Origin of the sequence: Microbacterium sp. BLY, assembly GCF_017939615.1 — a bacterium.
Lineage (GTDB): Bacteria > Actinomycetota > Actinomycetes > Actinomycetales > Microbacteriaceae > Microbacterium.
The window spans coordinates 2,661,896-2,682,765 of sequence record NZ_JAGKSR010000001.1 but is presented as its reverse complement, the minus strand read 5'-3'; the positions used below and the strand labels follow the sequence as shown (position 1 = coordinate 2,682,765).

Genomic DNA, 20,870 nt, shown 5'->3' with positions numbered 1-20,870 from the left:
CGGCATATACTGGGAGGCTGGCCGATCGGCCACCATCCTCCTCCCGAACGAACGGACGTCCGCTGTGCTTGCCGTGCACGACCTCGAGATCCGCGTTGGCGCGCGCCTGCTGATGGAGAACGTCTCGTTCCGTGTGTCCGACGGCGACAAGATCGGCCTCGTCGGACGCAACGGTGCGGGCAAGACCACGCTCACCAAGGTGCTCGCGGGCGACGTGCTGCCCTCCGGCGGCACGGTCACCCGTTCCGGCGAGCTTGGGTACCTGCCGCAGGACCCGCGTTCGGGCAATCCGGAAGACCTCGCCCGCACCCGGATCCTCGACGCCCGTGGCCTGGGACAGCTCAACCTCGGGATGACGGAGGCCTCGCTCGCGATGGGCTCCGACGACCCCGCGGTCGCGGCCAAGGCGATGAAGCGCTATGGGGCGCTCACGGAGAAGTTCGAGGCGCAGGGCGGCTATGCGGCCGAGGCCGAGGCCGCGTCCATCGCGCACAACCTCTCGCTTCCGGACCGCATCCTCGACCAGCCGCTGTCGACCCTCTCGGGCGGCCAGCGGCGCCGGATCGAGCTCGCGCGCATCCTCTTCTCCGACGCGCAGACGATGATCCTCGACGAGCCCACCAACCACCTCGACGCCGACAGCGTGGTGTGGCTGCGCGAGTTCCTCAAGAACTACAAGGGCGGGCTGATCGTGATCAGCCACGATGTCGAGCTCGTCGGCGAGACCGTCAACCGGGTGTTCTACCTCGACGCCAACCGCCAGGTCATCGACATCTACAACATGAACTGGAAGAACTACCTCCGCCAGCGCGCCGCGGACGAGGAGCGCCGCAAGAAGGAGCGCGCCAACGCCGAGAAGAAGGCGACGACCCTGCAGCAGCAGGCGGCCCGATTCGGTGCGAAGGCGTCGAAGGCCGCGGCAGCGCATCAGATGCTCGCGCGTGCCGAGAAGCTCCTCTCCGGGCTGGAGGACGTGCGTCAGGAGGACCGCGTCGCGAAGCTGCGATTCCCGAAGCCGGCCCCCTGCGGCAAGACGCCGCTCATGGCCTCCGGGCTGTCGAAGTCGTACGGCTCGCTGGAGATCTTCACCGACGTCGACCTCGCGATCGACCGCGGTTCCAAGGTCGTCGTGCTGGGTCTCAACGGTGCGGGCAAGACGACGCTGCTGCGCATGCTCGCGGGTGTCGACCAGCCCGACACCGGTCAGCTCGAGCCGGGCCACGGCCTCAAGGTCGGCTACTACGCGCAGGAGCACGAGAACCTCGACGTCAGCCGGTCGGTGCTGGAGAACATGGTGTCGGCGGCGCCGCACATCACCGAGACCGAGGCCCGCAAGGTCCTGGGATCGTTCCTGTTCACCGGCGACGATGTGCTCAAGCCCGCGGGTGTGCTGTCCGGAGGCGAGAAGACCCGGCTCTCGCTGGCGACGCTGGTCGTGTCGTCCGCGAACCTGCTGCTGCTCGACGAGCCCACGAACAACCTCGATCCCGCCTCCCGCGAGGAGATCCTCGGGGCCCTGGCCCACTACGAGGGCGCCGTGGTGCTCGTGTCGCACGACCCCGGGGCCGTGCAGTCGCTGAACCCCGAGCGCGTCCTCATCCTGCCCGACGGCGTCGAGGACATCTGGAGCCAGGAGTACCAGGACCTCATCGAACTCGCGTAGCGGGTCGTGCCATAGTCGGAGGATGGCGGCGCACCCGATCCTTCCTCCCTCGGAGCTCGCGGCGTGGTTGCGTGCGCAGCCCACCCTCACCGGGACGCCGCCGCCGCTGCACCTGGACGACCTTCCCGACGATCCGGTCCTGCTCTTCCGGGACTGGCTCCGCGTGGCGGCCGCTGCCGGCGTCCCCGAACCGCACGCCGCGACCCTGGCGACGGTCGATACGGACGGCATCCCGGACGCGCGCACGCTGATCCTCAAGGACGTGGATGCGCGCGGCTGGGCGTTCGCCAGTACGCGGTCGTCCGGGAAAGCCGCGCAGATCGCCGCTCGTCCGGCCGCGGCGCTGAACCTCTGGTGGCAACCGCAGCGGCGCGCGGTGCGGGTGCGGGGAACAGTGGCGGAGGCATCGGCAGCCGAGAGCGACGCCGATCTCGCCGCCCGCTCCGAGAGCGCACGCGCGGGACTGCGACCGGGGGACTGGGTGCTGTGGCGGGTGGTGCCGACGCGTGTCGAGTTCTGGCAGGGGTCGACCGACCGGAACCATGCGCGGATCGTCTACGAGGCGGCGGGCCGCGGGTGGCGGCACACCGTCACCGGCTCCGCTCCCGCCGGTCAGTGACGCCCCGACACCACCACGCGAGATCGAAAAGGTGCGCGCAGGCGGTCCGGCGGGCCCGTTTCCGATCCCGCATCTGCGGGGGAGTCACCGCGCGTCGAGCAGCTCGTCCTCGACGTCCGCGTCGCGGTCGCGGCGCTTCGGGGCCTTCACCGCTGCCGGCTTGCCCTCCAGTTCCTCGCGATGCTTCACGATCTCCGTGCGGATGATGTACCCGATGAAGATGAAGCCCATGATGGCGAAGAGGATCCATTGGATCGCGTAGGAGAGGTGCGGCCCGGGGTCGTCGGTCGGTGAGTCGAAGCCGCCCAGTGCGGCATCGGCGGCGGGCTGCTCATCAACCAGACGCCCGTAGGCGCCGGTGATCACATCGTCCCCCACCCGGTCGGCGATGGACGGAAGGTGGATGGTGGGCACCTGGCCCTCCGGCGCTCCGCGGCCCGACGCGGGCAGGGGCTCGCCGGGACGCAGCCGCACCGTGACCGTCACCTCGCCGGCGGGCGGCGCCGGCACCGCGTCGGGGAGCTGCCCCTCGCCCGGGGGGACCCAGCCCCGGTCGACGATGAGGACGCGTCCGTCCTGGTCGCGGAACGGGACGAGGACCTCGAAGGCGCTGGTGCCGCCGTGCGGGCGGTTGCGCACCAGGAGCTGCTCGTCGGCGAGATACTCGCCGACGAGGGTGACCGGTCGCCATTCGTCCCCGGGGTCGAGCGCGTCGTCCGCGACCACCTCGGAGAGGGGGACGGCCGGGGCGTCGTAGTTCTGCTCCACGAGCGCGATCTGCTCCGCGCGGGACTCATTGCGCTCGAACTGCCAGTTCGACAGGAACACACAGGCGATGGCGAACCCGATGGCGATCAGGACGTACACGGCCCACCGTGTCAGGCGGTTGCTCATGAGGGCACCCCGTCTCGCACCGACACCGGGAAGTCCCGGGCGGCGAGGTAGTCGTGGAGGAAGCCGACGTGCTCGTCGCACGCGAGCCAGATCTTCTCGCGGTCGGCGGCGTGGATGCGCGGGTTGCGCCAGACGACCTGCTTGGTGGCCGCGCTCCGGCAGCCGGCGCGCGAGCAGATGAGCTCGCTCATCGCTCCGTGCGGCCTTCCCGGATGGTGATGACGTCAGGAGCGACCTCGGGGGCGGGCGCCGCCGTCGGCGGCGCGTCGATCTCGCGCATCGGCGACTCGGCGGCCGTCTCCGTGCTGTCGCTTCCGGCGTTGGCGAAGACGACGGCGATGTACGGGAGCACGGCGGCGGCCAAGGCGAAGACCCAGGTCCACCAGCCGAACGGCTGCACGAAGAACATCAGCCCGAAGCAGACGATGCGGATCGTCATCGTGAGGGCGTATCGGCGCACACGATGGTCGCCCTCATCCCGCGGGGACTGCGGCAGTGAGGTGACGGCCGGGACTCGACGTGCGTTCTTCACGATGCTTCCAGCCTACGCCGCTGCGGCGACATCGGCGTGCCCGCCGGGGTGTCAGCGGGCGAAGACGAACGGCAGGGTGAAGGCCCCGAACACGACCAGGCTGATGAGCGTCGAGACGATCGTGAAGACCAGCACGCCGATCATGATGTAGCCGAGGATGAGTCCGGCGATCGCCATGCCGCGACCGCCGAGCCCGGGGGAGCGACGGATCTGCCCGAGTGCCATGTGCCCGGTGATGACGGCGGCGATCGAGGCGAGCATCGGCAGCACCGCCCAGAACAGCACCACACCGGCGATGCCGCAGACGAGGGAGGTGATGGCGAGCCCGCTGGACGGCCGCGCGGGAGGGGCCGCATACGGCTGTGCGACGGCGTAGGTCTGCGGGGCGCCGTACGCCGGTGGCGCCGACGGATACCCCTGCTGCGGGGAGGACGGAGGGCCGGCGGCGGGCGGAGGCGCGTACGCCGGGGTGGCGCCGGGGTACCCGGGGGCGGGGGCCGGTGCGGTGGGAACGCTCGGGGTGTGCTCGCCGAACGGATCCGTGGGGCCGGGAGTGCGGGGGTCGCTCACGCTGATGCCTTTCGTCGCCCTCAGGCTCCCAGGAGGGTCGGCGTCTGTCAAACCACCGTCGGAGGTGAGCCGGCGGCGTCGATAGGATCGTTCACGGCTCGGAACCCCGGCCCTCGACCCCAGACCCAGGAGTTTCCCATGAGCGCGGAGCGCGTCGTCCTCGTCACCGGTGGCAATCGCGGCATCGGCCGTGCCATCGCGGAACGATTCGTCCGGGAGGGCTACCGTGTCGCGGTGACGGCTCGCAGCGGAGAGGGCCCCGAAGGCACCCTGACGGTCCGGGCCGACGTCACGGACGCGGCGGCGCTCGATGCCGCGTTCACAGAGGTCGAGCAGCAGCTCGGACCGGTCGAGATCGTCGTCGCGAACGCCGGGATCACCAAGGACACGCTGCTCATGCGCATGAGCGAGGACGACTTCGACAGTGTCGTGGCCACGAACCTCGGGGGCACGTTCCGGGTGGTCAAGCGTGCGTCGAAGGGAATGCTGCGCGCGCGATTCGGCCGCGTCATCCTCATCTCCAGCGTCGTGGGCCTGTACGGCTCCGCGGGCCAGACCAACTACGCCGCGTCCAAGAGCGCACTCGTCGGCTTCGCGCGTTCCCTCACGCGCGAACTCGGCGGACGGGGGATCACGGCGAACGTCGTCGCGCCCGGCTTCATCGAGACCGACATGACGGCGGAGCTCCCGGAGGAGACGCAGAAGCAGTACAAGGCGAACATCCCCGCCGGACGCTTCGCGACGCCGGACGAGGTCGCGGGCGTCGTCACATGGCTGGCCGGCGACGACGCCGGGTACATCTCCGGTGCGGTGATCCCGGTCGACGGCGGACTCGGCATGGGGCACTGACCCCGCCGGCTCCCTCAGGGGAGCAGGGGGATGACCGCGCCGAGATCGACCGGACCGACCACCAGGCTCGCGGACTCGCGGACGGTCGGCTTCGCGTTGAAGGCGAGGCCGGCGCCGGCGACGGCCATCATCGGGAGGTCGTTCGCGCCGTCGCCGATCGCGATCGTCGCATGCGGCGCCACCCCGAGCTCGTCCGCCCAGGTGCGCAGCCAGTGGGCCTTGGCCGCGCCGTCGACGATGTCGCCGTCCACCTGCCCCGTCAGCACGCCGTCGGCGACCGCGAGGCGATTGGCGCGCCAGCGGTCGACGCCCAGCGCGGGGGCGACGTCGTCGAGGATCTCGTGGAACCCGCCGGAGACGACCCCGACCACGCCGCCGCGTGCGTGCACGGCGGCAGTGAGCTCCCGTACACCGGGGGTCGGTTCGATGCGCGCCCGCACACGGGAGAACGCCTCGACGGGTACTCCGGACAGCGCTGCCACTCGCGAGCGCAGGCTGGTCGCGAAGTCGATCTCGCCCCGCATCGCCGCCTCGGTGGCCGCCTGCACCTCGGCCCGGCGGCCGGCCTCCTCGGCGAGGAGTTCGATCACCTCGTTGCGGATGAGCGTGGAGTCGGCATCGAGGACGACGAGGAAGCGCGCGGTGGTCACGCCATCGAGCCTATCGATCGGAGGGCGAGCCCCCGCGCCGCATGACGCGCGCCGCCTCAGCGCTCGATGAACACGCCCTTGCCGACGACCGTGATCCCCGACTCCGTCACCGTGAACCCGCGGGCGAGGTCGCGCTCCCTGTCCACCCCGACCGTGGCGCCGTCGGCGAGGACGACGTTCTTGTCGAGGATCGCCCGATGCACACGTGCGCCCTGGCCGACATGGACGTGATCGAACACCACGGAGTCCGTGATGGTCGAGCCGCCGCCGGCGAGGGTCCACGGGCCCACGACGCTGCGCTCCAGGTGCGTACCGGAGAGCACGGAGCCGAGCGAGACGATCGAGTCGATGGCGTTGCCGATCCGCCCGACGGAGTCGCGGACGAACTTCGCCGGCGGGGAGTTGACCGCCTGCGAGTGGATCGGCCACTCCATGTTGTAGAGGTTGAAGATCGGCAGGGTCGAGATGAGGTCCCGATGGGCGTCGAAGAACGAATCGATCGTCCCCACGTCACGCCAGTAGGAGCGGTCGCGCGGCGACGACCCCGGCACCTCGTTCTGCTTCATGTCGTAGTAGCCGGCCTCGCCGCGGTCGACGAAGTAGGGCACGATGTCGCCGCCCATGTCGTGACTGGAGGTGGGCAGCTCCCCGTCGGCCTCCACGGCCGCGATGAGGGCGTCCGTGTCGAAGATGTAGTTGCCCATCGATGCCAGCACCTCGTGCGGGGAGTCCGCGAGTCCCGTCGCATCCGTCGGCTTCTCCAGGAACTGGCGGATGCGCCCGGACTCCGGGTCGGCGTCGATCACTCCGAACTGCGAGGCGAGCGCGAGGGGCTGGCGGATGCCGGCGACCGTGGCCTTCGCCCCGGACTCGATGTGCGCCTCGAGCATCTGCCGGAAGTCCATGCGGTAGACGTGGTCGGCACCGATAACGACGACGATGTCGGGCTTCTCGTCGTTGATGAGGTTCATGCTCTGCAGGATCGCGTCAGCGGAGCCCGAGAACCAGCGCTTGCCGAGACGCTGCTGAGCGGGGACCGACGCGACGTAGGAGTCGAGCAGCGCGGACATGCGCCAGGTCTGCGAGATGTGCCGGTCGAGGCTGTGCGACTTGTACTGCGTCAGGACGACGATCTGTCTCAGCCCGGAGTTGATGAGGTTCGAGATGGCGAAGTCGATCAGGCGGTACTGCCCGCCGAACGGGACGGCGGGTTTGGCGCGGTCGGCCGTCAGCGGCATGAGTCGCTTGCCCTCGCCGCCGGCGAGGATGATCCCGAAGACCTTCTTTGGAGCGGACATGGCTCCACCATAGATCCCGCGCGGCGCGGGGAACTAGCATCTGGACAACCCGCTCGATAGCGTCTAAGCATGCGAGTCGAGATGATCACCAAGGAGTATCCGCCGGAGATCTACGGAGGCGCGGGTGTGCACGTCGCCGAGCTCGTCTCCGCACTGCGCCGCGACATCGATGTGACGGTGCGCGCCTTCGGTGCGCCGCGCGACGAGGAGGGCACGTTCTCGTACCGTGCACCCGAGAGTCTCGCCGCCGCCAACCCCGCGCTCCAGACCCTCGGCACGGATCTGGAGATCGTGTCGGCGATCGCCGGTGCCGACGTCGTGCACAGTCATACGTGGTACGCGAACTTCGCCGGGCACCTGGCCTCCCAGCTGCACGGCATCCCGCACGTGCTCACGGCGCACAGTCTCGAGCCCCTCCGGCCCTGGAAGGCCGAACAGCTCGGCGGCGGCTACGCGGTCTCCAGCGGGATCGAGAAGCTCGCCTACGAGAACGCCGCCGCGGTGATCGCGGTGAGTGCCGGCATGCGCGCCGACATCCTGCGCAGCTACCCGCAGGTGGATCCCGCCCGCGTCCGCGTCATCCACAACGGGATCGACGTCGAGCGCTGGCGGCCCGTGCAGGATGCCGCGTTCCTGTCCTCCATCGGCATGGACCCGAACCGGCCCTCGGTGGTGTTCGTCGGTCGGATCACGCGACAGAAGGGGCTGCCGTACCTGCTGCAGGCGGCGCGCCTGCTGCCGCCGGAGGTGCAGCTCATCCTCTGTGCCGGTGCCCCGGACACCCCGGAGATCATGGCCGAGGTGCAGGAGGGCGTGCGGCTGCTGCAGCAGACCCGAGAGGGCGTGGTGTGGATTGAGCGGATGCTGCCACGGGACGAGCTGTCGGCGATCCTGGCCGCGGCGACCACCTTCGTCTGCCCCTCCGTCTACGAACCCCTCGGCATCGTCAATCTGGAGGCGATGGCCTGCGGTGCGGCCGTCGTGGGGACGGCGACCGGCGGCATCCCCGAGGTGGTCGACGACGGCGTCACGGGTCGGCTGGTCCCGATCGAGCAGGTGCAGGACGGCACGGGCACTCCGACGGATCCGGAGCGCTTCGTCGACGATCTCGCGGCGGTGCTCACCGAGGTCGCGACGGACCCGGTCCGGGCGCGCGCGTACGGAGACGCCGGCCGGGAGCGGGCGCGCGCGCAGTTCAGCTGGGGGGCGATCGCCGACGAGACCCGCGCGCTCTACGCGGAGGTGTCGGCGTGAGCCGATAGGCTTTCGGTATGCCGATCGCTCTGGAGTTCACCGACGTCGTCGTGCGCCGAGAGGGGCGCAACATCATCGATCACGTGACCTGGCAGGTCTCGGACGATCAGCGCTGGGTGATCCTCGGGCCGAACGGCGCGGGCAAGACGACCCTGCTGCAGCTCGCCGACACGCTGATGCACCCGACGTCGGGGACCGTCACCGTCCTCGGCGAGACGCTCGGACGCACGGACGTCTTCGAGATCCGGCCGCGGATCGGCTTCGCGTCGACGGCGATGGCCAAGCGCATCCCGCGGGACGAGACGGTGCTCAACACGGTTCTCACCGCGGCGTACTCGGTGCTCGGACGCTGGAACGAGAGCTACGAGGACATCGACGAGCGCCGCGCGCTGCGCGTTCTGGGGGACTGGCGTCTCGCGCACCTCGCCGACCGTACCTTCGGCACGCTGAGCGACGGCGAGCAGAAGCGCGTGCAGATCGCACGCGCCGTCATGACCGACCCGGAGCTGCTGCTCCTCGACGAGCCGACCGCGTCGCTCGATCTGGGTTCGCGTGAAGAGCTGCTCGCCCTGCTGGGCGGCTACGCGTCGGCGCCGACCACTCCCGCGATGCTCATGGTGACGCACCACGTGGAGGAGATCCCGGTGGGGTTCACGCACGTGCTGCTGATCCGCGACGGCGCTGTCGTCGCGGCCGGCCCGATCGCCGACACCCTCACGGCGGAGGCTCTCGGCGAGACGTTCGGCATGCCCATCGCGCTCAGCAGCGAGGGCGGACGCTACTCGGCCCGCGCCGCCTCCTGACCTCGGCTCCGATGGGTCACTGACCTCGGTTCCGTCGGGTCACTGACCTCGGTCCCCGCTGGGTTACTGAGCTCGTCGAAGTACTGATAGAATCGACCCTTGGTGCGTTCGGCACCGCAGACTTCCCTCGTCCCTGGCACAATCCAGGGCAGCAACAAAGGAATCCCATGAAGACTGACATTCACCCCGACTACAAGGCTGTCGTGTTCCGCGACCTGGGCTCGGGCGAGACCTTCCTCACCCGCTCCACCGTCACCAGCGACAAGACGATCGAGCTGGACGGCATGGAGTACCCGGTGATCGACGTCGAGATCTCCTCGGCCTCGCACCCCTTCTACACGGGTAAGCAGCGCATCATGGACTCGGCCGGCCGCGTCGAGAAGTTCAACCAGCGCTTCAAGGGCTTCGGCGGCTCCTCCAAGTAAGACCGCCCACGAAGGCCCCGCACTCCTCGGAGTGCGGGGCCTTCGTCATGTCCGGGCTGGACGAGTCGCTCAGACGTCGATGACGATGCGTCCGCGCTCGATGCGGCCCGGCGGATCCCCGGGTGTCGGCGCCGGGGCCGTGCGCCGGGTCTGCCGATCCCGCTCCTGGCCGGCCTCGTGTGCGGTGGGCGACCACACCGCGTCGAAGACACCGACCAGCCCTCCGGACCCCGCCTGCTCGTACTTCTCCTCGACCGGGCGACGGGAGAGGGAATGCCGGATGCCCACGAAGAACAGCACCGGCCCCGTGCCGAGCACGAGGACGATCGTGGTCCACCCGAGCAGATGCTCCATGGCACCAGGATAGATCGCGGAGCGCGCCGGCGGCACCCGTCGCGCGGCGGAGGTCAGCGGATGCGGCGTCCGTGGGCCAGCTCGATCAGCCGCTCCAGCACGGGTCCGGTCCGCAGGCCGTTGTGCTCATGCTCGCTCGTCACCCAGGGCGTCACGCCGGGGAGGAGACGGGCGGTCTCCATCGAGAACTCCAGAGGCACGTACACGTCGTTCACGTAGACGGCGGCCGCGCCGGTGGCTCGGGAATCGGCGAGGGCGGCGGTGTCGTAGATCCGCGGCCAGGGGTGCTCCGCCAGGATCGCGGTGACATCGCGCCACGGCCGCAGCGCCGGGACGGTGTCGGCCCACTCGCGGCGGATGTGCTCGCCCGTGAACAGGGTCGGGTCTTCGCGGAAGTCCGAGGGCTCGACGCGCTCCGCCGACCACCGCGTGGCGTGTCCGTTCGCGTAGCTCGACTCGTGGAAGGCGTAGTACAGCGGGTTGCGGCCGCCGAAGGGCATCGCGTGCTGGAGGTCGTGCCGGAAGGCGTTGGATGCCGGGTCGCGTTCGAGCAGCGACCAGACCGTCTGCCAGCCGTCGTCGGTGCCGAGAGCGGAGCCGACCGAGCGCAGGCGGGAACGCGACACGACCTCGCCGTCGGGAAGGACGAGTTCACCGGCGTCCGCGAGATCGATCAGGCGTCGCATGGCGTCGCGGTGCTCCGGGAAGCGCCGGTAGTACCGCTCGGATGCCCCGCGCATCTTGTCGTAGCAGAGGGCGTAGACCTCGTCCGGGTCGCGTTCGACCGTGCTGAGGCCTCCGGTGATGAAGACATCGTCGAGCGAATCGGCATGGGTCGACAGGTAGGCCAGAGTCGTGAACCCGCCGAAGGACTGCCCGAGGACGCTCCACGTCGACGCCCCCAGGTGCTCCCGCAGCGCCTCGCAGTCGCGCACGATGGCATCGGCACGCAGGTGCGTCAGATGTTCGGCGACCGCGTCGGCGCCCCGTGCGAGGTCGTCGTCGCCGACGGGGGAGGAGAGCCCGGTGCCGCGCTGATCCAGGAGGACGAGGCGGTAGTGCGCCAGCGCCTGGTCGAGCCAGGCCGGAGCCGTGGAGGAGTGGAAGGGGCGCGGCGCCTCGTGGCCCGGCCCGCCCTGCAGGAACACCAGATAGGGGAGGGTCTCGCTTCCCTCCCGGGCGACGACGCGGGCGAACACGTCGATCGTGCGGGTGTCCGTCGGGTCGTCCCAGACGAGGGGGACCGTGAGCGTGTGCTCCTCGATCGCGAGGTCGAGCAGGCGGCGGCGGATGACGGTGGTCATGGTCACATCACATTCCCGATGTAGGAGTACTTCACGAAGACCTCGGCGGCGATCCCCGACGCGTCGAGGACGCCCTGGACGGCCGTCATCATGTAGTTCGAATCCCAGCCCATGTAGAGGAAGTGCGTCTCGTCGAGGTCGTCCCACTGCCCCTTCCACGCCTTGTCGCGGTAGATCGGTCCGCCGTGCGTCGCACAGTACGCCAGGGCGGCCTCCGTGGTGTCGGTCCAGGCGCGGCGGAACACCCGGTTGAACAGGTGCTTGACGTCGTAGACCTCCCACCGCTCGCCGCGGTACTCGACGTAGTCGAACTCGCGCTCCCACCCCGCCGGCCAGCCGCGGCGGCGGACGGCGTCCAGGATCGGCGTGAGGCCGTCGTCATCGATCTCCGGCAGGGCGGGACGCGCCCAGGTGCGAACGAGGTCGGCGGTCAGGGTCACCGTCCGCGCGGTGATCGCCGCGGTGCCCCAGGCCTCCACCGACGCCAGGGTGCGCGTGGCCGCTACGGCGCTGCATGCGTAGGCTTCGTCGCGCTTGACCGGGAACGAGGCGCCGAACACGCGCTCGGTCAGCGCCTGCTCCAAGAGCGTGAGGTTGCCGAGTGTCGGAGCGAGGGCGCGATGGCTGTTCTGCTCGTCCTCCGAGTACTCGCTCCAGGGGCGCCGGCCGTCTCCGGACCAGGCGTCCCCGGGGACAGCGGGCACGATGTGCTCGACGTCGAAGCCGGCCACATCGTCGACGCCCTCGAGCCGGCCGAGCACGTAGGCCGGATACGGCAGCTCGCTGTACTTGAGCACGGCGCTGACCCGCTCGTCCGACGGGGTGATGCGCGCGATGGCACGGGCGAGCGCGTCGTGTCCGTCGCGACGGGCGCGGCAGAGCCGAGCGATGAGCCGCTCGGCGGGAAGGTTCACGAGCGCACGGCGCAGGAACATCGCCTGCAGCCACTCCAGCGTCTCGAGGAGCTGAGCGCGGTCGATGAGGCCGCGTGCGTGATCGCTGTAGGCGCTCATGACCAGCGGATACGAGGAGCGTCCGAACGTGTTCACGTACCGCAGCTGCCGCGCGATCTCGGGGTCCTGCTCCTTCGTCGGATCGAGGAGGATGCCGTAGATCTCCGCATAGTGCCGCCACGTCTCGGCGTCGGCCTGGAGGTGGGCGACGTCGACGCGCGGGAACGACTGGCGGAAGGCGCTGTACACGCCGTGCTCGCCGTTCGCGGCGACCTCGCGTCCCGTCACGAGGACCAGGTAGTGGCGCCAGAACGCCCCGATCGCCTCCCCGGTGTGCCGCTCGATGGGCAGCCAGAAGCGCTCCTCGACGTCCCGCTGCTCGGCGTGGGTGAGACCCATGAGGATGTAGTTGTGGATGAGCTCGTGGTCGCGCAGCGGCTCGCCCGTGGAGTTGAGGCTCTCGAAGATCTGCTGCGCGTTCGCCTGCGCGCCGAGGGTGATCGACACGTGTTCGAGGCGCTGCAGTCCCTGCCAGATGAGCGGCACCTCATCGGCATGGATCTGGCTGCGGAAGAACGCGTAGTTGTCGTCGAAGCGCGACTCGCGGTCGAGGTCATCGCGGCGGTCGAGCACGACCGACTCGTAGAGGTCGGCCCAGGCATCATGCGGACGCAGCTTCGTGCGCTCGGGGTCGTCGGCGCGGACCAGCACGCGGGCGAGGTCAGCGGCCAGCTCCGGGTTCCGGTCGCGCACGGAGTGGTGCAGTGCCGCGACCAGGAGCATGAGCGTCGTGAGGCGCTGCTGACCGTCGATGAGGATGAGGTCGGCGTCTGCACCGGCGCCGTCCTCGGCCGACAGGATGGAGCCGATGAAGTGGCGATGCGCGTCGTCCTCGGCCGCCACCGCGCGGACGTCGGAGAGGAGACGCTCGCAGCCGCCGATATCCCACCGGTACTGGCGCTGGTAGACGGGGACGACGATCGTCGTGCGTCCCGCCGCGAGCCATTCGATCGTGTTGACTGCCGTCGCCTCGACGTTGGTCGCGGTGCTCATGCTGGTGTCTCGTCCTCCCGTAGCGACAGGCGCCGCGGACGCGCCGGGTGCCCCGCCCAGTCTATTCGGATATCCACGGCGACCCTCCGGGGGAGCGGGAGGGCCCGCTGTTAGGCTTGCCTTATCAGGGCCTGTTAAAACGTGCTGGCCCCCGATGAAAGGATCATGACTCGATCATGGGATACATCAAGTCCGCAGCGCTGGAGGAGAAGGGCTTCGTCGTCCTCGACAGCTACGACCAGGAGGCCGACCCCAAGGAATGGCTCGACGTCGAGTACGTCGACTGGAAGTCCTCGGGCGACACCCGGTTCGCGCCCCTCGCCAGCGCCTTCGGCGACATCGAGTGCAACGGCTTCTGGAACCACAAGCCGCCGCGCACCGACAAGGACGGCGTCTGGATCGACGAGCAGACCGCCAAGGCCCCGAACCTCACGCGCCGTGCGCAGGAGCCCGGTGCGAACGTCGGACGCTGCCGCATCATCGAGCTGCAGCCGACCCCGTACGGCGACTGCCTGTACAACCTCCACCAGGACGACAACAACCGACTGAACCCCGACGGCACCGGATGGGTCGTGCGCGGCTTCTTCAACCTGACGGACGACAAGGACAGCTACTTCGTCCTGCGCGAGAACCGCACGGACCCCAGCATCGAGTACCGCATCGCCCTGCCGGCCGGTGCGCAGCTGATCGTCGACACGCAGCGCCTGTGGCACGCGGCCACCCACAACGGCACCGACCCGCGCTACTGCCTCATCACCTCGTGGACCTCCGGTCCTGAGCTCGACGCCTACATCGAGAAGTACCACGGCACCGATGACGTCCCGAACGTCGAGGTCCCACAGGACGTGCTCGAGTTCGGCTATGCGGAGCAGGCCCGCAAGGACGCCGCTCGTGCCGCCTACTACGCCGCGAAGGGCCAGCAGGTCAAGCAGGCCATGAGCGAGGCCTGAGCTGGGTCGCTGAGCGCCCCGATACTGGGTCGCTGAGCTCGTCGAAGCGCCCGAAGGCCCCGGTCCGCGGACCGGGGCCTTCGTCGTGGAATCACACGCTTGTGATTTCCTGGGATCTCCGCGAGAATGGGCGCACAACCGCATATTCTCGCCACTTCGTGGTTCAGGTCGTAGGGGAAGACGCACCTGATGAAACGGAGAGATCATGGCGACGGCTTACGCACGCGGAGTGGTGTTCATCCACTCGGCGCCTCGCGCGCTCTGCCCGCACCTGGAATGGGCGGTGGGTCGCGCTATCGGGCGTGCGGTGAATTTCGACTGGACCGAGCAGCCCGTCCTGACCGGCGCGCGCCGCGCCGAGTTCTACTGGGATGGTCCGGTCGGTACCGGCGCTGCTCTCGCGACCGCGATCCGCGGGTGGGAGCACCTGCGGTTCGAGGTGACCGAGGACCCGACGCCCCGCAGCGACGGCGGTCGGTGGCTGCACACGCCGGATCTCGGCATCCACTACGCGCAGACGGATGCCGCCGGCAACATCGTCATCGGCGAGGACCGCATCCGCTACGCGATGGAGATCGCCGCGGGCAACGCCGTCGAGCTGCAGCGCGAGCTCGACATCGCCCTGGGCTCCGCCTGGGATGAGGAGCTCGAGCCCTTCCGCCACGCCAGCGACGACGCGCGCGTCGTCTGGCTCCACAAGGTCGGATGACCGACCGCTGAGACCGGGAGCGCGGGAGGCGTGAGTATCGGAGGCCGGTGATTTCTCCCGGACGCTGAGAAGACGAATCCCCGCTCCGCTCGACGAAGACCCCGCCCCGGGTGATCGGGCGGGGTCTTCGTCTGCGCCCGTCAGATCACGGCGGCGTGGGCGAGGTCGTCGACGGCGTTCACTCCACCGCCGCGCACGTCCGCCCAGGCGTGTGCCAGGCGCGTCATCGCCTCCGCCGCCCGCTCGGGCGGAAGTGTGATCGGAACCCGGAGGCGGCGCTCCAGCACGCCGCCGGTCGTGAAGCGCGGTCCGGGCGGGAGGATGAGTCCTCGTTCCCGCGCGGCGAGCGACAGGGTCGTCGACAGGGGAGCGCCGAGATCGATCCAGGCGGAGAGACCGCCGGGCGTCTCCGGCATCCGCATCCCCGGGATCCCCGCGATCCCCTCTGCCACCGCTTCCCGCCCTGCGGTGAGACGCCGCCGGACGTGCCGGGTCAGCGCCGGGACGTCGTCGAGCAGCTCCACCGCGATGCACTGCTCCAGCAGTGCCGTCCCCAGTTCGAAGGAGGGGCGGACGGCCAGGAGGCGGGCGATGATCGACCGCTCGGCGCGGATCCAGCCGATGCGCATGCCGCCCCACGCGATCTTCGACATCGACCCGACGGTGATGACGCCGGGGCCGTGCGCAGCGAGGGGCGTCGGTGCGGCGCCACGGTCGATGTCCAGCTCCGCCGTCGTCTCGTCCACGATCAGGTGCGTGCCGGTGTTCCGGGCCGTCGTGGCGACCCGGGAGCGCTCCCCGTCCGGCAGGGTCGCGCCGGTGGGGTTGTGGAAATCGGGGATGAGGTACGCGACGTGCGGCCGGGCCGACAGCAGCGTGTCGGTGAGGTGGCGGACGTCCCAGCCGTCGGTGTCGACCGGGGTCGGCAGCAGGCGGTATCCGTGACGGTGCAGGGCTTCGAGGGCGTGCGGGAACGTCGGCTGCTCGACGAGCACCCGCTCGCCGCGGCGGCCGATCGCCGTCAGGATCAGGTTCACGGCGTTGAGCGCGCCGGACGTGATCATGATCTCCTCCGCCGTGGTCGGCGCCCCTCGTTCGGTGAACCGCCGGGCGACGGCGGCACGCAGCTCGGGGAGCCCCTGCAGGGAGTAGCCGCTGGTGCCGCGGAGGGCGGCCAGTCGGGGGAGCGACCGGACGGTGGCGTCGTACAGGCCGGGGGTCGAGTCCATTGAGGCGATGGACAGGTCGATCGCATCGTCGTCCCGGTCGTGGCCGGCGACGACGGGTCCGTGCGGGAGGGTGACGCGGGTGCTGCCGCCCTGGCGTCGGGATACGTAGCCTCCGGCCTCCAGCAGGCCGTAGGCGCGGGTGATCGTGGAGCGGGAGCGCCGCAGCTCGAGCGCGAGGGCACGCTCGCTCGGGAGACGCTCGCCAACGGTGAGCCGGCCGTCGAGGATCAGTGCCCGGATGCGGTCGGCGAGGCCGGACGCCGAGGCGTCGCCGTGCTCCTGCGTGCCGAGCTGCGTGACGAGTCGTGAGGACATGCGTCCAGCCTGCCGCAAAGTGGCCTCGGATGCGCAGGCCACTTTTCCTGCACTGGTCCTCCTCGGCCACGCGGCTCGCAGGCCACGATGGAGGGATGCTGTTGCGTGCCGTCTTCCTTCCCTTCACCGCGACCAGCCGCCGTGACCTCGTCGAGCGCCTCGGGCAGCTGGTGGGCGGCCTCTTCCTCTACGGGGTGGCCCTTGGGTTCATGGTGCGCGGAGGGATCGGCGTCGCCCCCTGGGACGTCCTGTCCCTCGGCGTCGCCCGGTGGACGGGGCTCGGCTACGGGGTCGTCACGGTGCTGATCTCGATCGTGGTCCTGGTGCTCTGGATCCCGCTGCGCCAGCGGGTCGGGCTCGGCACGCTGCTCAACGCCCTGCTCATCGGCCCGTTCGCCGACCTCACGCTCCTCCTGCTCCCGGCGCCGTCGTCGGTGTGGGTGGGCGCGCCCATGTTCCTGTTCGGCCTCGTCCTGCTGGCCTTCGCGACCGGGCTCTACATCGCGGCGGACTTCGGTCCCGGTCCGCGCGACGGCCTGATGACCGGGCTGGTCCGCGTGACCGGCTGGCCGGTCTGGCTGGCGCGCACGGTGATCGAGGGGAGCGTCCTGCTCATCGGCTTCCTTCTCGGCGGCCCGGTCGGTGTCGGCACGGTGCTGTTCGCCTTCGGGGTGGGCCCGCTGATCGGCGTGTTCCTCCCGCGCATCGAACGCCGCCGCCGGGAGCGGTCGCAGCGTCTCGCCGTGTCGGCGCGCGCCCCCCTGGCTCCCTGAGCCTGTCGAAGGGCGAGCGCGACCCGCGCCGCGCACGAGGAAGGCCCCCGGGACCGCGTCCCGGGGGCCTTCTTGCGGCGTACCGCGTCGGTCAGTCGACTCCGCCGAGCACGAGCACCGCGTTGTGGCCGCCGAAGCCGAACGAGTTGCTGATCGCGATCTGCGGGCCGTCACCGAGCGGAGCCGGCTCGCCGGAGAGACGGAACGGCACCTCCGGGTCGGGCTCGGTCATGTTGATGGTCGGGGGTGCCACGCGGTCGCGGAGAGCGAGGATCGAGAAGATGGCCTCCAGCGCCCCGGTGCCGCCCAGCAGGTGTCCGGTGGACGCCTTCGTGGCCGAGACGGGGATCTCGTCGATCCTGTCGCCGAAGACGTTCTTGAGCGCGACGTACTCGTTCGGGTCGCCGACCGGGGTCGAGGTCGCGTGCGCGTTGATGTGCGTGACCTGCTCGGGAGTGATCCCGGCCTCTTCGAGCGCCTGGACGACGGCGCGCGCCGCCCCCTTGCCCTCGGGGTCGTTGCCGGTGATGTGGTAGGCGTCGGCCGTCACACCGCCGCCGAGGACGTAGCCGTAGATCTTGGCACCGCGGGCCTTGGCGTGCTCCTCCGTCTCGAGGATGAGAGCCGCGGCGCCCTCGCCCATGACGAAGCCGTCGCGGTCGATCGCCCCGGGCCGGGACGCGTGCGCCGGGTCGTCGTTGCGGCGCGACAGCGCCTGCGCGGAGGCGAAGGCGGCCATGGTGATCGGGTGGATCGCCGACTCGGTGCCACCGGCGATGACGACGTCGGCCAGGCCCTCCTGCAGGTGGTGGAAGGCGTGGATGATGGATTCGGTGCTGGAGGCGCACGCGCTCACCACGGTCTGCGCATAGGCGCGGGCCTCGAACTGCAGCGACAGGTTGCCGGCGGCCGCGTTCGGCATCAGCATCGGCACTGTCAGCGGCATGACGCGGCGGGGGCCCTTCTCGCGCAGCGTGTCCCAGGCGTCGAGCAGGGTCCACAGGCCGCCGATGCCGGTCGCGAAGTCGACACCCAGGCGCTCCGGGGCGACCTCGGGCGATCCGGCGTCCTCCCAGGCCTCGCGGGCCGCGATGAGCGCGAACTGCGAGGAGGGATCGAGACGCTTCGCCTCGTGGCGCGGCAGGACCTCTTCGGGGCGGACGATCGCGGAGGCGGCGAACGTGACGGGCAGGTCGTGTTCCTGCACCCAGTCGTGTTCGATCGTGCGGGCGCCGGAGGCACCGGCGAGCAGATTGGTCCAGTTCTCCGGAGCCGTCCCGCCGATGGCGGAGGTGGCGCCGATGCCGGTGACGACGATGCGCTTGGTCATGGGGTGTGGTTCCTTGTCGAAACGAGTTCGTGCGGGGGATGGGCAGGGCCGGAGGATGCCACACCTCGCAGGTGCGAGGGTGGCATCCTGCCGGGATTACTCCTGGCCCGCGACGATGAAGTTGACGGCGTCGCCGACGGTCTTCAGGTTCTTGACCTCGTCGTCGGGGATGGTGACGCCGAACTTCTCCTCGGCGTTGACGACGATCGTCATCATCGAGATCGAGTCGATGTCGAGGTCGTCCGTGAACGACTTCTCCAGGGCGACCTCGCTGGCGTTGATGCCGGTCTCGTCGGTGATCAGCTCTGCGAGGCCGGCGAGGACCTCATCGTTGGTGAAAGCCATGGTGGTCTTCCTCTTTCTTACGGGTTGTATTCGGAACCGTGGAACAGTCTAGGGAAGGTCGGCGCGTCTTCAGGGGAGGACGACGACCTGGGCGGCGAAGACGAGGCCGGCGCCGAAGCCGATCTGCAGGGCGAGGCCACCGGAGAGCTCCGGATGCTCGGCCATGAGGCGGTGGCTCGCGAGCGGGATCGAGGCGGCCGACGTGTTACCGGTGGTCTCGATGTCGCGTGCGATGACGGTCGTCTCCGGCAGGCCGAGCTGCTTGGCGAACTCGTCGATGATGCGCATGTTCGCCTGGTGGGGGATGAAGGCGGCGAGGTCGGAGGCCTGGATCCCGGCCTTCTCCAGCGCCTCGCGTGCGACCTTCGCCATCTCCCAGACGGCCCAGCGGAAGACCGTCGGGCCCTCCTGGCGGAGCGTCGGCCACGGCACCACGCCGTCGCGGAAGTCGGTGAGGGTGCCGTTCATGCCGACGGCGTCCGCCTTGGACCCGTCGCTGCCCCAGACGGCCGGCGCGATTCCGGGCGTGTCGCTCGGACCGATGAGCGCCGCGCCGGCGCCGTCGCCGAGGAGGAACGAGATGCTGCGGTCGGTCGGGTCGACCACGTCGGACAGCTTCTCCGTGCCGATGACGAGGGCGTAGCGGGCGGCACCGGCCTTGATGAGGGCATCGGCCTGTGCGACGGCGTAGGCGTAGCCGGCGCAGGCGGCGTTGATGTCGTAGGCCGCGGCCGGGTTGGCGCCGACGCGGTCGGCGACGATCGCCGACACGGACGGCGTCTGCTTCGGATTGCTGATCGTCGCGACGATGACGAGATCGACCTGGTCGGCCGCGACTCCGGACTTCTCGATCGCCTCGGCGGCGGCGTCGGCGGCGAGATCGATCGCGTCGGTCTCCTTGTCGGCACGCACCCGGGTGATGATGCCGGTGCGCTGACGGATCCACTCGTCACTGGAGTCGATCGGTCCGACGAGGTCTTCGTTCGGGACGGCGTTCTCGCCGCGCGCGGCACCGAAGGCGTAGATACGGGTGTAGGCGGGCCCGGCGATCTGGGCGAGCGAGGCGGTCATGCGGCTTCTCCGTTCAGCAGCGCGACGGCGGCATCGAGGTCTTCGGGGGTCTTGACGGCGACGCTCGGCACGCCGCGGAGGCCGCGCTTGGCGAGGCCGACGAGGGCACCGGCGGGGGCGAGTTCGATCACGCCGGTCACGCCGGCGTCAGCGAAGGAGGCCATGCAGAGATCCCAGCGGACGGGGGAGGAGACCTGGTCGACGAGGTAGTCGAGTGCAGTCCCGCCGTCGGCGACGGCGGACCCGTCGCGGTTGGTCCAGAGGGTGATCTCGGGGTCGTGGGGTCGTACGTCGGCGACGGCGTCGCGGAGCGCGGCCACAGCCGGAGCCATGTAGTCGGTGTGGAAGGCTCCGGCGACCTGGAGCGGGACCACACGGGTGCCCTTGACGGGCTCGTCGGCGAGGGCGGCGAGGGCCGGGAGAGGACCCGCGACGACGATCTGCCCGCCGCCGTTGAAGTTCGCCGGCGCGAGGCCGAGCTCGGCGAGGCGGGCGAGAAGAGTCTCCTCGTCGCCGCCGAGCACCGCGCTCATCCCGGTCGGGGTCTGCGCGGCCGCGTCGGCCATCGCCCGTCCGCGGATGCCGACGAGGCGCATGCCGGTCGTGGCGTCGATGACACCGCTGCCCACCAGTGCGGCGATCTCGCCGACCGAGTGCCCGGCGAGGCCGTCCGCGCGACGGCCCGCGGCCGCCACCAGGGCGTCGCCCGCGAGAAGCGAGGCGGCGACGATGAGCGGCTGCGCGACACGGGTGTCGCGGATGGTGTCCGCGTCCGACTCGGTGCCGTGGGCGCGGAGATCGACCTCCGCGGCCTCCGAGTAGGCGGCCAGTCGCTCCTCCACTCCGTCGAGCTCGAGCCAGGGGGCGAGGAATCCGGGGGTCTGCGAGCCCTGTCCAGGGCAGACGACGACAATCACCCACCCAGTC

At 70.3% G+C, this 20,870-nt stretch carries 23 protein-coding genes; 9 read left to right on the top strand and 14 right to left on the bottom strand.

Features of this window, described 5'->3' with window-relative positions; genetic code table 11:
• The first annotated feature begins 64 nt into the window (after positions 1–64).
• Together KAF39_RS13135 and KAF39_RS13130 are read left to right on the top strand one after the other, a co-directional pair.
• A complete protein-coding gene (locus KAF39_RS13135; RefSeq protein WP_210677646.1) occupies positions 65–1,663 on the top strand; it encodes an ABC-F family ATP-binding cassette domain-containing protein in 1,599 nt (532 codons plus the stop codon).
• A gap of 22 nt (positions 1,664–1,685) precedes the next feature.
• The gene (locus KAF39_RS13130) at positions 1,686–2,282 is read left to right on the top strand and encodes a pyridoxamine 5'-phosphate oxidase family protein (RefSeq protein ID WP_210677645.1); all 597 of its coding nucleotides are present in this window, start codon (positions 1,686–1,688) and stop codon (positions 2,280–2,282) included.
• A gap of 84 nt (positions 2,283–2,366) precedes the next feature.
• Here KAF39_RS13130 and KAF39_RS13125 read toward each other — a convergent pair whose 3' ends face one another.
• From KAF39_RS13125 to KAF39_RS13110, 4 genes are read right to left on the bottom strand one after another with little or no spacing between them, the layout of a single operon-like run.
• A complete protein-coding gene (locus KAF39_RS13125) occupies positions 2,367–3,176 on the bottom strand; it encodes an SURF1 family protein (protein WP_210677644.1) in 810 nt (269 codons plus the stop codon).
• Positions 3,173–3,367, bottom strand: a complete 195-nt coding sequence (locus KAF39_RS13120) for a hypothetical protein (protein ID WP_210677643.1) — start codon at positions 3,365–3,367, stop codon at positions 3,173–3,175. Before KAF39_RS13120 ends, KAF39_RS13125 begins: the two co-directional genes overlap by 4 nt.
• Entirely contained in the window at positions 3,364–3,708 is a 345-nt protein-coding gene (locus tag KAF39_RS13115) for a DUF3099 domain-containing protein (RefSeq protein WP_210677642.1), read from the bottom strand. The genes KAF39_RS13120 and KAF39_RS13115 overlap by 4 nt, the downstream gene beginning before the upstream one ends.
• A gap of 51 nt (positions 3,709–3,759) precedes the next feature.
• Positions 3,760–4,278, bottom strand: coding sequence for a DUF4190 domain-containing protein (locus tag KAF39_RS13110; RefSeq protein ID WP_307805214.1), 519 nt, complete (start codon positions 4,276–4,278; stop codon positions 3,760–3,762).
• A 138-nt stretch (positions 4,279–4,416) separates the two neighbouring features.
• On the opposite strand from KAF39_RS13110, the gene KAF39_RS13105 reads away from it, so the two are divergent.
• Positions 4,417–5,127, top strand: coding sequence for a beta-ketoacyl-ACP reductase (locus KAF39_RS13105; RefSeq protein ID WP_210677640.1), 711 nt, complete (start codon positions 4,417–4,419; stop codon positions 5,125–5,127).
• A 14-nt stretch (positions 5,128–5,141) separates the two neighbouring features.
• Here the strand turns inward: KAF39_RS13105 and serB are convergent, their stop codons facing one another.
• Both serB and KAF39_RS13095 read right to left on the bottom strand, forming a co-directional pair.
• Complete coding sequence (gene serB, locus KAF39_RS13100) at positions 5,142–5,777, bottom strand: phosphoserine phosphatase SerB (RefSeq protein WP_210677639.1); 636 nt, start codon at positions 5,775–5,777, stop codon at positions 5,142–5,144.
• Between the two features lie 56 nt (positions 5,778–5,833).
• Entirely contained in the window at positions 5,834–7,075 is a 1,242-nt protein-coding gene (locus KAF39_RS13095) for a glucose-1-phosphate adenylyltransferase (RefSeq protein WP_062634342.1), read from the bottom strand.
• Positions 7,076–7,144: 69 nt separating this feature from the next.
• Between KAF39_RS13095 and glgA the strand changes: the two genes are divergently transcribed.
• The 3 genes from glgA (at position 7,145) to KAF39_RS13080 (ending at position 9,557) form a co-directional block, all read left to right on the top strand.
• Entirely contained in the window at positions 7,145–8,329 is a 1,185-nt protein-coding gene (glgA, locus tag KAF39_RS13090; RefSeq protein ID WP_210677638.1) for a glycogen synthase, read from the top strand.
• A gap of 17 nt (positions 8,330–8,346) precedes the next feature.
• Positions 8,347–9,132: an ABC transporter ATP-binding protein gene (locus KAF39_RS13085; RefSeq protein ID WP_210677637.1), complete on the top strand. Its 786-nt coding sequence runs from the start codon at positions 8,347–8,349 to the stop codon at positions 9,130–9,132.
• Between the two features lie 167 nt (positions 9,133–9,299).
• Positions 9,300–9,557 (top strand): type B 50S ribosomal protein L31, encoded by a 258-nt coding sequence (locus KAF39_RS13080; RefSeq protein WP_210677636.1) that lies wholly within the window; start codon positions 9,300–9,302, stop codon positions 9,555–9,557.
• A gap of 69 nt (positions 9,558–9,626) precedes the next feature.
• Here the strand turns inward: KAF39_RS13080 and KAF39_RS13075 are convergent, their stop codons facing one another.
• The 3 genes from KAF39_RS13075 to KAF39_RS13065 are packed head-to-tail and all read right to left on the bottom strand — an operon-like array spanning position 9,627 to position 13,221.
• Positions 9,627–9,911, bottom strand: coding sequence for a hypothetical protein (locus tag KAF39_RS13075; protein ID WP_126893090.1), 285 nt, complete (start codon positions 9,909–9,911; stop codon positions 9,627–9,629).
• 53 nt (positions 9,912–9,964) lie between these two features.
• Positions 9,965–11,221 (bottom strand): alpha/beta fold hydrolase, encoded by a 1,257-nt coding sequence (locus KAF39_RS13070; RefSeq protein ID WP_210677635.1) that lies wholly within the window; start codon positions 11,219–11,221, stop codon positions 9,965–9,967.
• Positions 11,218–13,221: a DUF262 domain-containing protein gene (locus KAF39_RS13065; RefSeq protein WP_210677634.1), complete on the bottom strand. Its 2,004-nt coding sequence runs from the start codon at positions 13,219–13,221 to the stop codon at positions 11,218–11,220. The genes KAF39_RS13070 and KAF39_RS13065 overlap by 4 nt, the downstream gene beginning before the upstream one ends.
• 176 nt (positions 13,222–13,397) lie before the next feature.
• On the opposite strand from KAF39_RS13065, the gene KAF39_RS13060 reads away from it, so the two are divergent.
• Both KAF39_RS13060 and KAF39_RS13055 read left to right on the top strand, forming a co-directional pair.
• On the top strand, positions 13,398–14,171 hold the full coding sequence (locus KAF39_RS13060) for a hypothetical protein (protein ID WP_210677633.1): 774 nt from the start codon (positions 13,398–13,400) through the stop codon (positions 14,169–14,171).
• Between the two features lie 205 nt (positions 14,172–14,376).
• Positions 14,377–14,880 carry a DUF3145 domain-containing protein gene (locus tag KAF39_RS13055; RefSeq protein WP_025103621.1) on the top strand — a complete coding sequence of 168 codons (504 nt, stop codon included), beginning with the start codon at positions 14,377–14,379 and terminating at the stop codon, positions 14,878–14,880.
• 140 nt (positions 14,881–15,020) lie between these two features.
• Here KAF39_RS13055 and KAF39_RS13050 read toward each other — a convergent pair whose 3' ends face one another.
• Positions 15,021–16,424: a PLP-dependent aminotransferase family protein gene (locus tag KAF39_RS13050; RefSeq protein ID WP_210677632.1), complete on the bottom strand. Its 1,404-nt coding sequence runs from the start codon at positions 16,422–16,424 to the stop codon at positions 15,021–15,023.
• A 95-nt stretch (positions 16,425–16,519) separates the two neighbouring features.
• On the opposite strand from KAF39_RS13050, the gene KAF39_RS13045 reads away from it, so the two are divergent.
• Complete coding sequence (locus KAF39_RS13045) at positions 16,520–17,197, top strand: YitT family protein (RefSeq protein ID WP_210677631.1); 678 nt, start codon at positions 16,520–16,522, stop codon at positions 17,195–17,197.
• A 91-nt stretch (positions 17,198–17,288) separates the two neighbouring features.
• Here KAF39_RS13045 and KAF39_RS13040 read toward each other — a convergent pair whose 3' ends face one another.
• The 4 genes from KAF39_RS13040 to KAF39_RS13025 form a co-directional block, all read right to left on the bottom strand.
• Entirely contained in the window at positions 17,289–18,527 is a 1,239-nt protein-coding gene (locus KAF39_RS13040) for a beta-ketoacyl synthase (protein WP_210677630.1), read from the bottom strand.
• A gap of 96 nt (positions 18,528–18,623) precedes the next feature.
• Complete coding sequence (locus tag KAF39_RS13035) at positions 18,624–18,872, bottom strand: acyl carrier protein (protein ID WP_017202249.1); 249 nt, start codon at positions 18,870–18,872, stop codon at positions 18,624–18,626.
• Positions 18,873–18,941: 69 nt separating this feature from the next.
• A complete protein-coding gene (locus KAF39_RS13030; RefSeq protein ID WP_210677629.1) occupies positions 18,942–19,943 on the bottom strand; it encodes a beta-ketoacyl-ACP synthase III in 1,002 nt (333 codons plus the stop codon).
• Positions 19,940–20,860, bottom strand: coding sequence for an ACP S-malonyltransferase (locus tag KAF39_RS13025; RefSeq protein ID WP_210677628.1), 921 nt, complete (start codon positions 20,858–20,860; stop codon positions 19,940–19,942). The genes KAF39_RS13030 and KAF39_RS13025 overlap by 4 nt, the downstream gene beginning before the upstream one ends.
• Between the last annotated feature and the right edge of the window lie 10 nt (positions 20,861–20,870).

What these genes read in the sequence shown, in the direction of transcription:
- KAF39_RS13045 (WP_210677631.1), top strand. Translation starts at nt 16,520, where the DNA reads ATGCTGTTGCGTGCCGTCTTCCTTCCCTTCACCGCGACCAGCCGCCGT.
- KAF39_RS13125 (WP_210677644.1), bottom strand. Translation starts at nt 3,176, where the DNA reads ATGAGCAACCGCCTGACACGGTGGGCCGTGTACGTCCTGATCGCCATC.
- glgA (WP_210677638.1), top strand. Translation starts at nt 7,145, where the DNA reads ATGCGAGTCGAGATGATCACCAAGGAGTATCCGCCGGAGATCTACGGA.
- KAF39_RS13030 (WP_210677629.1), bottom strand. Translation starts at nt 19,943, where the DNA reads ATGACCGCCTCGCTCGCCCAGATCGCCGGGCCCGCCTACACCCGTATC.
- KAF39_RS13035 (WP_017202249.1), bottom strand. Translation starts at nt 18,872, where the DNA reads ATGGCTTTCACCAACGATGAGGTCCTCGCCGGCCTCGCAGAGCTGATC.
- KAF39_RS13080 (WP_210677636.1), top strand. Translation starts at nt 9,300, where the DNA reads ATGAAGACTGACATTCACCCCGACTACAAGGCTGTCGTGTTCCGCGAC.
- KAF39_RS13040 (WP_210677630.1), bottom strand. Translation starts at nt 18,527, where the DNA reads ATGACCAAGCGCATCGTCGTCACCGGCATCGGCGCCACCTCCGCCATC.
- KAF39_RS13130 (WP_210677645.1), top strand. Translation starts at nt 1,686, where the DNA reads ATGGCGGCGCACCCGATCCTTCCTCCCTCGGAGCTCGCGGCGTGGTTG.
- KAF39_RS13095 (WP_062634342.1), bottom strand. Translation starts at nt 7,075, where the DNA reads ATGTCCGCTCCAAAGAAGGTCTTCGGGATCATCCTCGCCGGCGGCGAG.
- KAF39_RS13105 (WP_210677640.1), top strand. Translation starts at nt 4,417, where the DNA reads ATGAGCGCGGAGCGCGTCGTCCTCGTCACCGGTGGCAATCGCGGCATC.
- KAF39_RS13060 (WP_210677633.1), top strand. Translation starts at nt 13,398, where the DNA reads ATGGGATACATCAAGTCCGCAGCGCTGGAGGAGAAGGGCTTCGTCGTC.
- KAF39_RS13075 (WP_126893090.1), bottom strand. Translation starts at nt 9,911, where the DNA reads ATGGAGCATCTGCTCGGGTGGACCACGATCGTCCTCGTGCTCGGCACG.
- KAF39_RS13085 (WP_210677637.1), top strand. Translation starts at nt 8,347, where the DNA reads ATGCCGATCGCTCTGGAGTTCACCGACGTCGTCGTGCGCCGAGAGGGG.
- KAF39_RS13055 (WP_025103621.1), top strand. Translation starts at nt 14,377, where the DNA reads ATGGCGACGGCTTACGCACGCGGAGTGGTGTTCATCCACTCGGCGCCT.
- KAF39_RS13120 (WP_210677643.1), bottom strand. Translation starts at nt 3,367, where the DNA reads ATGAGCGAGCTCATCTGCTCGCGCGCCGGCTGCCGGAGCGCGGCCACC.
- KAF39_RS13065 (WP_210677634.1), bottom strand. Translation starts at nt 13,221, where the DNA reads ATGAGCACCGCGACCAACGTCGAGGCGACGGCAGTCAACACGATCGAA.
- KAF39_RS13050 (WP_210677632.1), bottom strand. Translation starts at nt 16,424, where the DNA reads ATGTCCTCACGACTCGTCACGCAGCTCGGCACGCAGGAGCACGGCGAC.